Origin of the sequence: Clostridium psychrophilum (assembly GCF_018861705.1) — a bacterium.
GTDB classification, from domain to species: domain Bacteria; phylum Bacillota; class Clostridia; order Clostridiales; family Clostridiaceae; genus Clostridium_AD; species Clostridium_AD psychrophilum.
This window is the reverse complement of record NZ_JAHLEC010000105.1, coordinates 1-11,003: the sequence shown is the minus strand read 5'-3', so window position 1 is coordinate 11,003 and position 11,003 is coordinate 1. Positions and strand designations below refer to the sequence as shown.

Here is an 11,003-nt window from a genome sequence, read left to right as displayed (position 1 = left end):
ATTCCATAGTGATTATCCTCCTGTGTGTTTTAGTTTAGGCGATTAAAGCATAACACAGAATTAATCCACTATGGATTTCTTATTGGTTCAACTTCATTTTACAACAGGTCTTTGTTTTATTTTTAATAAATATGGTAAAATATAAGATATCAGTATATAAAAGGAGTAATCTAACGATGAAAAAAATTAAATTGTTTCAACATGGTTCAATAGGGACCTTAATGACCGGATTATTTGAAGGCAGCCTAGCAATTAACGAATTATTAAAACATGGAGATATGGGGATTGGAACTTTTGACGAATTAGATGGAGAACTTATTGTGCTTGATGGAAAAGCTTATCAATCACGGCGTGATGGTATCTTTTCTATTGCTAACAATCATCAAAAAGTTGCTTATGCCCTGGTTGGTAGCTTTCAAGAAGATGAGACAATTGCCTTTAATAATAAATTATCTGCAGATAAGGTAAAAGAAAAAATCTTAACACATTTGGACAGTAGAAATACTTTTTCCATGTTTCGAATTGATGGAGAATTTGAAAATGTACATGTTAGATCAGTTATAAAACAAGAAAAACCTTATCCAAGATTAATTAATGCAACTAAAGATCAATTAGAATATAAGATTGATAAATGCATAGGTACTATTGTTGGTTTCTACATTCCAGAATTGTACTTAGCAGTATCAGGTTCAGGCTTTCATCTACACTTTATTAATAAAGAAAAAAATTTAGGAGGACACTTATTAAATTTTACATTGAATTATGGGAAGATAAAATGCCAGGTAGCAGAAAATATTGATCTCCATTTCCCATTAAATGATTCTAATTTCATGAAAAACGAATTTGATTATGGAAATTTAAAAGATGAATTTTCTTCCTCAGAAAAATAAATTTTATTCAACTAGCTTTATAGATACCAGAATAACTACTTACAAAGGTAGAATACCAATTTCTAGATAATTTGGTCTCTTATACTTGAAATTAATGTTATACTTACGACAGGTGATGAAATGAAGAAAAAGTTAGAAAATTTAAACATGATGAAGACACTTACATTATTCTTCTGTATTTTAGGTTTGATATTATTTAGTTTTGGTATCTTACTAAATAAAAGAGTAGATAAAGGTGTTTTTATAACAATGATAATAATGTTATTTACATATCTCCATTTAAGACAAAAGTATACTAAACAGCTAAATAAACAAAACAAGAAAAATTAAGTCGTAACTTTCTTATATAGTTCATTAATCATAAATTTACGATACTTTAATAATTAAACCCCATTTAAGACAATAAAATATTATCTTAAATGAGGTTTTTTAATTAATTCTTATTTACTAAATACTAAGGTATTCTTATTTTTTCTTTATTCTTTATTCTTTATTCTTTATTCTTACATTCTAAGGCTACCCTTTTTTTTTATTTGTTAAAATTCTGTTGATGTCTAAATAACGGCGTTTTATGCTATTATTGTTGAATTTTAGATTTTTATAGAATATACTGTCTAAATAAGGTATAAACGTCAAATTATAAATTTAACAAATGTTTATAGAGGTAATCAAATTAGAAATTACATTTTATTGAATTTAAAGATGATATTAATTTTTAAAATAGTATATATTTTAAAACTTTTTAAATCATGTTATTTAAAGAGTTTCAAAGATTATATAAATAATTTTGAAATGAAAATAATTGAGAATTTTTTAACTATTTTTCATTAAAAAAGGAGGAGAGTATATGAATAAGATAGTTGCTACATTTGGTGTTTCAGCTACTATGGCTGGTGTAATTTCCACAGTAATTATAAAAGCTGCCTCTCAAGGTGGATGGTCCATTGTTAGACTTGCTGCAGCGCTTGCCTTTACTGGAATTGGTGCAATAATAGCCGCTGGTGTCTTGGCTGTTGGATTTGCCTATATCAGTAAGCTTATTTTAAAGGGGAATGGAGCTTTAACCTCTTGGTAATTACTTAATTACTTACTTAAAGATTGTTAAGCCAAAAATGATTATTAAGGTTTAACAATCTTTAATTACTCAATTAAAGAACTATTTACATACTTTTTCTTAATATATAAAGATAGGGGACCATTATGGCAAACAGTAATTTAATAAAGATCATAAAATTAGAGATAAAAGCTTTTTTTAGACAATATTTTAAGAGTGTTACTGTAAGTGATACTTCATTTATAATAGGAACTTGTTTCTTATCTATTGTTAGCAGTGGATTCTATTTATTAAAAGTGCTTAATATAAATCAAAAAGTTGTATATAATATTTTCACAATATTAACAATAATTATTGCATTTAACCTTCAACGTGATAGTGAATTATTTAAAATGCTTCATAGTAAAAGCTTTATCTATTCTAAAATATTGCCTTTAGATGAAAAATATATTTATTACATAAAAATATTAAAATACGAGCTATTAAAACTCATAGATTTTGGATATTTACTGATTATCGTAAATTTTAATTTTATAATATTTAAATATAAATTTATTAATAGTTTAAGTTATTTGATACTCGACATATTATTATTTCTAACAATTAGTGATATAAAACAAACATTAAATTTATACAAATATAATAGAGAATCCTATGATTACATAAAATCAGCTTTAAAATCAATTTTTACAGGGATTGTTATTTCAATATTATATTTAATTATTATTAATTTCTTTATTAGAAAAGAAAGTTTTTATATTTCAAGTTTTTTAAAGTTAAATTGGGCAAATTTTTATACAATAATGATATTTATGATTAGTTTTATTATTGTTTTTAAGATGAAGTTTATATTTTATAAAAAAATAGATGATTTAGTACACAAAGAAAAATCAGAAAATATTTCAAGAAGTAGTATTATTGTATTAAATTTTATAGATATTATTATGCAAAAAGATATTTTAGTCGTTTTGAGAAAAAAGAATCTTAAAATAAAAATAATAGAAAAAATAATAAAATATAATGTTACACTTGCTAGTTTTTTATTTTTAATAACTATATATAATAGCACAGAATTTTTTTTAATAAATAAAAGTTATATCTTAGGTTTTATATTTACAATTATTTTCATGTATGACTCTCTCTTTATGGATATTACATCACTTGGCAACGAAGGAAAAATGATAAAGATATATATAACTACTGGATATAATATCTCTAAACTATTAAAAAGCAAAGTTAAATTAAGTATTTTATTAATATCTTTTTTTAGTATGTTTTCCTTGTTGATTATTGAGCTAATATTAAGATTAAAATTTATTGAATTTGTATCATTAAACGGGATAATTATAAGTTTTAGTATTTGTATCTCTTATATAAATGTATATTATAGAGCATATAATACATCTTATGAAAACTCGTTAATTATCATAAATAAGATTTCATTATATAAATCTTTAATTGTAAATTGTTTACTAATGTATGTATTTGGTATAAGTTTTTTAATCATAGATCAACTTCTTAAGATTAATAATTCTCTCTTAATTGTAGCTATCGAAATTATAGTAATAAGTAGTATTATAGCTTTAATTTATAGAAAGAAAATTGGGAAGAATAAAAAGGAGTTTTATGGAGAATATGCAGGTATGCAAGAATAAAAACATTAAATTAACTTGGTATGTTACTTTAGGTTTATTTATATTATTCACAATTATAGGTTACAACACGGGATCAAATACATTAGCAAAAATAAAATTCACTGTAGTTAATTATGGTTTTAATGAAATATTCTTTAATAATAGTAAAATTGCAATATATAATTATATAGGAATAATTAGTTTTGGAAGTTTTAATTTTTTTTCTCTTGTTACTAATGGAATATCATTAGGCTCCACTTTAAACTCTGGAATTAAAGAGTTTGGTTTATATACAAGTCTCTTAAAATTTGTTCCTCATGCAATTTTTGAACTTCCAGCTATGATTATAAGTATGTCGGTTGGTTTTTTACCAATTGCTATATTGATCTCAAAATCAAAAAAAAACAATTGTGCTAAGGTTAAAATAACATATTATCTTAAGTATGTAGTATATTCTTTCATTTTTGTTATTTTTTTAGATTTAATAGCTGCAGTTGTGGAAAGTTCAATATCCATGAGATTTTAAATAAAACTACAATGTATTAAAATCAACAGTAACATAACCAAAACCAAAAATGAATTGTGTAAGGAGCTCAATAAGAATGGAAAAAAAAATATTTAAATTCAATTATAGAAAATTAATTTTTAATAATAAATTCATATTTGTTATGTTATTTATGTCTATACTATTATATTCTAACTTATACTCTCACACAATAACTCCATTAGATGCCTTATTAAAATCAATTACATCAAGTGCTACACCAGGTAATAAAACAATGCCATTATTGTTAGTTGGTGTATTTAAAAGTTCTTATGTTCAACTTGCTATTAATATAACTACAGCAATATTTTCCATTTATATGATGAGTCTATTATTATTATTATTAGCTAAGATAGATATACGAATAAGCAGTACTATTGAAAAAATTCACTATTATGAAATAGTAGATGCTTATATTAAAAGTTTGTATGTAATTATTTGTGATTTTTTGTTTAAGTCATTTTACATTATTATTGTTGGAAAAGCATATGAATTGAGTAGATTAACAATAACTTATGGATTTATAATAAATATAATACAATGTTGGGTAATTTTCAGATTTTTAAAGTATAAAGAAAATAGTCTGATTTTGACAAAAATAATGTATCTAATTGCAATCAGTGCCTTATTTATAGTCCAATTGCTTACACTATTATAAATGCAATACGCGGGAGGAAACCTATGAAACATAAATTGTATGTTGAAGGAATTACAAAAGTAATAGATGACAAAGTCATTTTAGATAATATACATATCGGTTTAAATGAAAAAGAAATTAGTTTTTTAGTAGGTCCTAATGGAGCAGGGAAAACCACATTTATAAATATATTACTAGTACTAACTAATAAGGATGGTGGAAAGATCTACTTAAACGATTGTGAAATTATTGCTCCTTATAAAAAAGATATTAAAAAAAAGTTTGCATATATACCAGATGAACCAATAGTTATAGAATACTTAACTGGTTACGAAAACCTTGTTTATATGAGTGAAATATATCAAAAAAAAATAGTTAAAAGCCACTTATTGGACACTTTAAATGAATTCGAGTTATTAAAAGATAAAGATAAATTAGTTAAATTCTATTCTAGAGGTATGAGGCAAAGACTAAGCCTTTGTTTTTTAAAAATATATTCTCCAGAAATATTAATTTTAGATGAACCAACAATAGGATTAGATATAGTATCTGTAAAATATTTAAAAGATGTTTTATTAAAGTTTAAAGACGAAGGAAAAACTATACTAATAACAACTCATGATATACATTTCTGCCAACAAATCGCAGATAAAATTATAGTTATTAATAATGGAAGTATTATTAAAGACAATTCTATATCAAATTTTCTAGAAACCTACACTGATATAGAAGAAGCTATATTAGATATAGTTAATTAAAAAATATTACTTTAAAACATTAGATTAAAATTACTATGTATAATTTAAACATAGTAGAATGGAGGAAAAACATGAACAAAAAAATCATTATATTTATAGTAGGTCTTGTATTTTTTATAGTTGGAATGTCGATTTCTAGTAAAACTCCAATTGGAGGATTATTAGGAATGATTGGAGGGGTCACTATGGGCTTAAGCTTTTTTCTAGATAAGAATAAAATGAAATGAATTTTATTTAAAGTATCAAATGAAACAGTATATTTTTTATGCATATTTATTACTCCAATTTTAACTTTTTAGAAGATCACTATATTAACTTTTTTTATAACTTTATATATATCTTAAATGTTTCTACTTACATAAATAAGGCAAACGAAAAAGCTATGAAGAAATTTAAGGCTTACTTTATGTATATAAAACTATAATTTACAAAACCCATTTAAGATAATAAAATATTATCTTAAATGGGGTTTTTTAATTAATTCTTATTTACTAAATTAAGTATTTCGTCAACGCCCTTCTTGAACCCTCCTGCTTCTCTAAGTGATTTTCCAATCTTTTCACTATTTATTCTAAAGTTATTGTCTGTTAGAATCTTAACTACAGACTGCTTTAATGTCTCTGGCGTAACTTCATCTTTCTCAATAACAATGCCTTCACCAAGCTTCGCTACTCTCTTTGCTACAAAAGGCTGATCTGCAAATTGAGGAATAAGTACCAATGGAACACCATAATACAAGCCTTAATTTGTACTGTTCATACCACCATGGGTAATAAACACATCCGCTTGTTTTAAAATTTCAAGTTGAGGCACATAATTACGAACAACAAAATTTGATGGAATATCTTTATTAGATATATTAAATTTAAAAATATTACTTTAAAACATTAGATTAAAATTACTATGTATAATTTAAACATAGTAGGATGGAGGAAAAACATGAACAAAAAATTTGTTATATTTATAGTAGGACTTATATTTTTTATAGTTGGAATGTCCATTTCTAGTAAGACTTTAATTGGAGGATTATTAGGAATGATTGGAGGGGTCACTATGGGCTTAAGCTTTTTTCTAGATAAGAATAAAATGAAATGAATTTTATTTGATGTATCAAATGAAACAGTATATTTTTTATGCATATTTATTCCTCCAATTTTAAATTTTTAGAAGATAACTATATAACTATATTAACTTTTTTTATAACTTTATATATATTAATAAATGCTCCTCAATGCGAATATATGTTCGCATTGCGGTAATAATAATATTATTACAATATATATTATTTCAGTGTAAAATTTGATATAATTAGGAGAGTGGATATGAGTTTTAAAAAGAATTTAAACAACATTCATGACAAAAGTTATAAAGATTTGTTTTCTACAAATGATGCTTTTTTATCGTTTGTTAATACCTTTATTCAAGGAGAATGGGTAGATAAATTAGAAAAGAATAAATTAATACTCGTTGATAAATCTTATATTTTATCTGATTATGAGGAATTGGAATCTGATATAGTATATAATGCAACTATTGGAAAAGATAACATAATATTTTATGTCCTTCTCGAACTGCAATCCAGTGTAGATCACAGCATGCCTATACGATTGTTAATGTATATGATAGAACTATGGAGAGAGATATTAAGAAATAATGAGAAAAAAGAAATTAAAAGGAAAAGCTACAGACTTCCTGCAATTATTCCAATAGTTCTTTATAATGGAACAAAAAAATGGACCTGTGCTAGAAATTTTAAGGATATTATAAATGAAAGTCAATTATTTGGGGATAATATTTTAGACTTTAAATATATACTAGTAGATATAAACAGATACTCTAAGGAATATTTGTATGAATTTAAAAACATTGCCGCTGCCATATTTCTATTAGATCAAGATATAAATGCTATGGAATTTTTGGAAAGATTAAAGAATATAGTAATTAATTTTAGTAAATTAACTTCTGAGGAAAAATTATTATTAAAGGGATGGATTAAAAATACAACTAATAGCAATGAAATATATAATATGAGTGAGTTAGTAGATGATATATTTGATAATAATAAAAAAGAGGAGGTTGAAATTATGGTTTCTAATGCATCAAACATCTTTGATAAATTAAAAAGTGATGGAATAAAAGAAGGTAAGAAAAAAGGTAAGAAAGAAGGCAAGAAAGAAGGTAAGAAAGAAGGCAAGAAAGAAGGTAAGTCAGAACTCCTTATAACTCAGCTAAAAAAAAGATTCAATGGTCTTTCTGATTATTATATAGATAAGATTAAATCTTTACCTGAGGATGTTATTGAGCAAATAGCAACAGATATATTTGATTTAGAAAAAGTTGATGATATAAATAAATACTTGTAAAAGATGATACTGAGCACTTTTCTCTTAAATGTTTCCACTTACATATAGAAAGTAAACGAAAAAACTATGAAGAAATTTAAAGCTTACTTTATGTATATAAAACTATAATTAAACCCCATTTAAGACAATAAAATATTATCTTAAATGGGGTTTTTTAATTAATCCTTATTTATTAAATTAAGTATTTCGTCAACGCCCTCTATATTATCTACCAAGGCTGATAGTATCTTTTTAGTTACTATGGGTCAAATAAGTGCGTACTTGTAATTAATATACATTGAGTTAGTATATATTATAGATGAAGCAATAAATAATCTCACTATATGTTGTTAAAAACTATCATATAATTAGATTTAAGTGAAATTTTCATATAAATTTGGAGGTATTAAAATGGAAGCAATTTTTAACAGAAGAAGTATAAGAAAATATGAAAACCGACCAATTGAAAGAGAAAAAATAGAAAAACTTTTAAGAGCCGCAATGCAGGCTCCATCAGCAGTAAATCAACAACCTTGGGAATTTTTAGTTATTGAGGACAAAGAGGTATTAAAGAAATTAGCACAAACAAGCCCATATTCAAAGATGGTAGCAGATTCAGCTGTTACATTTATTCTCTTATCTAGAAAAGAAGGATTATTGGCTCCAGGTTGTGTACCACAAGACATGGGAGCGGCATCAGAAAATCTTCTTTTATAAGCCGTAGATTTAGGGCTTGGAGCGGTTTGGCTTGGAGTAGCTTCTATTGAGGAAAGAATGAGTTATATAAAAAAATTATTTAATTTACCTGAAAATATTGAAGCTTTTGCATTAATTCCAGTAGGATACCCCGATGGTCAGGAAAATAAATTTGTAGATAGATTTGATGAAACAAGAGTTCATTATGGAAGTTATAAATAAATTTTGCAATATCACTGAAATAGATGATTTTAAAATCTAATATAATGATAGCTAAGGACATGGATTAAACATTATCCATGTCCTTAGCTCTATTATTCTTGCGTTCTTGTCACTTTTAGATAGATTACATAACAAAATAATTATTCTTCAGTTATGCATTTGGCCGTATTTACTCCATATAATTTTTTATGGGTTATATAGTAAGCAATTGCTAAAGGTACACAAGAACCAATCCATGCAAGAGGACTGGCCATGGCTATCCCTGTAAAACCTAAGTATTTTGATAAAATTATTGCTGCAAAGGTTCGCATAATTAGTTCCATAACTCCTGCTAAAGTAGGAGCAAGACTCTGTCCTAATCCCTGAAGACTGTATCTGTAAATAAAAAGTAGTGCTAACACAAAATACATTGATCCATTGATGTTTAAATAGGTTTGTGCAAGAGAAACTACTTTTGGTTGGTTATCCCCTACAAAAAGTAATATCATAAAATGACCAGCAAAAATATTAAACAGACCAATAATAATACTAAAACTTACTGATATGATACTACATTGTTTTATACCCATGCGGATTCTTTCTATTTTGCCTGCACCATAGTTTTGAGCTACAAATGTAGCCATTGTAATACCAAATGACATCATAGGTTGAATAGCTAGTATATCAATTTTTTGCGCAGCAGTGTATGCAGCTACGGATATTTCTCCTAGATTATTCAGTGCAAATTGAATAGTAATTGCACCGATTGCTATAATAGAAGCCTGGAAAGCCATAGGAAGTCCCATTTTTAAATGATTCCATATGATTTCACTTGTCAGATACCAATCATTCCTGTGTAGTTTTAAAATAGGCATATTTCTCATGATATGGCTAAAGCATAATATAGCAGAAATCCCTTGAGATATTGTAGTTGCCCACGCAGCGCCTTCAACCCCCATATTGAATCTCAAAATGAATACGAAATCTAAAATTATATTTATAATACTAGCAATAGCTAAAAATATTAGAGGTGTTCGACTGTCTCCTAAAGCTCTCATAACATTAGAAAACAAGTTAAATAACATCGACACTACAATACCTGCGAAAATTATAATTATAAAATTATAAGCACCTTCTATTATTTCTGGTGGTGTATGCATTATCTCTAAAATTGGTCGTGCAAATGTTACGCTTAAAATTGTAAGCACTATTGTGATTAATAAACTTAGTATAATACTTGCCACATAACTATGTCTTACCCCCTGTTTATCTCCAGATCCAAAGTACGTAGCAGTGATTATGGAAAATCCAGCAGTTAATCCTTGTGAAAAACCAAGTATAAGGAACATAATACTTGCAGTGCATCCTACTGTTGCTAGAGCGTTAACTCCAATTGTACGTCCTACAATTAGAGTATCTGCCAAGCTATATAATTGTTGAAAAATATTACCTATAATTAATGGCAGTGTGAAAACTAAAATAATTTTAGCTGGACTGCCCTTTGTTAAGTCTCGTATCATAAAAATTGCCCTCCATTAATATTTTGATGAATTATATCATTTAATTATGTACATGTAATATTATAATCTAATGTGTTTTTTTGTGCAAACAAAAAAGAGTATACTTTTATAACAAAAGTATACTTTTTCTATTAAATCATCTCCTGGGTCACTGCTAAATCTTAAATTGTTGAACTATTTCATTTAATTTTTGAGCAAGTTCTGCTTGGCTTTGTGCTGTTAATGCCACTTGCCCTATACCCTGCGACGTTTCATTCATACTCTCTTTTATTATGGTTGCTTTTTCACTTGAGCTTTGTGAAGACTCAGCCATATCCTGAACTGCTTGACTTACTTGCCCAACTGTTGCTGTAATTTCTTCAGACATAGCTGCTATTTCCTCAGACATTTTACTTACAAAATCTGAATCATTATAATACTGATTTCCTGTTTCTGCATATGCAATAAATTGTTCTTTAACATTTGTATTTATAAATTCTAATAAATTACTACCTGTATCAATACTGCTTTTGAATGCCACTTGAACCTTAACAATAGTATCTTGAATATTTATTACTGCTTGTGCTGACTGCTCTGCAAGCTTTCTTACCTCATCTGCTACCACTGCGAACCCTTTCCCTTGTTGTAGACGTGTAGTTTAATATATCCTAATAATATAAGTAACTTGCAAATTTAAGTAACCCTTAAAATATAAAAAGGATAAAGGAATATGTTAATTAAATTTAAC

General features: G+C 26.2%; 11 protein-coding genes and 3 pseudogenes. 11 read left to right on the top strand and 3 right to left on the bottom strand.

The features are described 5' to 3' along the window. Positions 1-176 precede the first annotated feature (176 nt). From budA to KPL38_RS15730, 8 genes are all read left to right on the top strand, one after another. On the top strand, positions 177-890 hold the full coding sequence (budA, locus tag KPL38_RS15765) for an acetolactate decarboxylase (protein WP_216290119.1): 714 nt from the start codon (positions 177-179) through the stop codon (positions 888-890). 120 nt (positions 891-1,010) lie between these two features. Further along, the gene (locus tag KPL38_RS15760; RefSeq protein ID WP_216290118.1) at positions 1,011-1,220 is read left to right on the top strand and encodes a hypothetical protein; all 210 of its coding nucleotides are present in this window, start codon (positions 1,011-1,013) and stop codon (positions 1,218-1,220) included. A 517-nt stretch (positions 1,221-1,737) separates the two neighbouring features. Next, positions 1,738-1,965, top strand: coding sequence for a hypothetical protein (locus KPL38_RS15755; RefSeq protein ID WP_216290117.1), 228 nt, complete (start codon positions 1,738-1,740; stop codon positions 1,963-1,965). Positions 1,966-2,090: 125 nt separating this feature from the next. Beyond that, positions 2,091-3,599, top strand: coding sequence for a hypothetical protein (locus KPL38_RS15750; RefSeq protein WP_216290116.1), 1,509 nt, complete (start codon positions 2,091-2,093; stop codon positions 3,597-3,599). Further along, positions 3,580-4,104 (top strand): stage II sporulation protein M, encoded by a 525-nt coding sequence (locus KPL38_RS15745; protein WP_216290115.1) that lies wholly within the window; start codon positions 3,580-3,582, stop codon positions 4,102-4,104. Before KPL38_RS15750 ends, KPL38_RS15745 begins: the two co-directional genes overlap by 20 nt. A gap of 76 nt (positions 4,105-4,180) precedes the next feature. Then, positions 4,181-4,780 (top strand): hypothetical protein, encoded by a 600-nt coding sequence (locus tag KPL38_RS15740; protein WP_216290114.1) that lies wholly within the window; start codon positions 4,181-4,183, stop codon positions 4,778-4,780. Positions 4,781-4,803: 23 nt separating this feature from the next. Next, entirely contained in the window at positions 4,804-5,517 is a 714-nt protein-coding gene (locus tag KPL38_RS15735) for an ABC transporter ATP-binding protein (protein ID WP_216290113.1), read from the top strand. A 71-nt stretch (positions 5,518-5,588) separates the two neighbouring features. Continuing rightward, positions 5,589-5,744, top strand: coding sequence for a hypothetical protein (locus tag KPL38_RS15730; RefSeq protein ID WP_216290112.1), 156 nt, complete (start codon positions 5,589-5,591; stop codon positions 5,742-5,744). Between the two features lie 250 nt (positions 5,745-5,994). On the opposite strand, the pseudogene KPL38_RS15725 reads toward KPL38_RS15730, so the two are convergent. Next, positions 5,995-6,372, bottom strand: a pseudogene (locus KPL38_RS15725) (nucleotide disphospho-sugar-binding domain-containing protein); the annotation flags it as partial. 84 nt (positions 6,373-6,456) lie between these two features. On the opposite strand from KPL38_RS15725, the gene KPL38_RS15720 reads away from it, so the two are divergent. The 3 genes and pseudogenes from KPL38_RS15720 (at position 6,457) to KPL38_RS20395 (ending at position 8,777) form a co-directional block, all read left to right on the top strand. Further along, on the top strand, positions 6,457-6,612 hold the full coding sequence (locus KPL38_RS15720; protein WP_216290111.1) for a hypothetical protein: 156 nt from the start codon (positions 6,457-6,459) through the stop codon (positions 6,610-6,612). A gap of 227 nt (positions 6,613-6,839) precedes the next feature. Further along, the gene (locus KPL38_RS15715) at positions 6,840-7,880 is read left to right on the top strand and encodes an Rpn family recombination-promoting nuclease/putative transposase (RefSeq protein ID WP_216290110.1); all 1,041 of its coding nucleotides are present in this window, start codon (positions 6,840-6,842) and stop codon (positions 7,878-7,880) included. Between the two features lie 390 nt (positions 7,881-8,270). Further along, positions 8,271-8,777 (top strand): annotated as a pseudogene (locus KPL38_RS20395) (nitroreductase family protein). A gap of 140 nt (positions 8,778-8,917) precedes the next feature. On the opposite strand, the gene KPL38_RS15705 reads toward KPL38_RS20395, so the two are convergent. Further along, complete coding sequence (locus tag KPL38_RS15705) at positions 8,918-10,276, bottom strand: MATE family efflux transporter (RefSeq protein ID WP_216290109.1); 1,359 nt, start codon at positions 10,274-10,276, stop codon at positions 8,918-8,920. A 154-nt stretch (positions 10,277-10,430) separates the two neighbouring features. Next, positions 10,431-10,901, bottom strand: a pseudogene (locus tag KPL38_RS15700) (methyl-accepting chemotaxis protein); the annotation flags it as partial. Between the last annotated feature and the right edge of the window lie 102 nt (positions 10,902-11,003).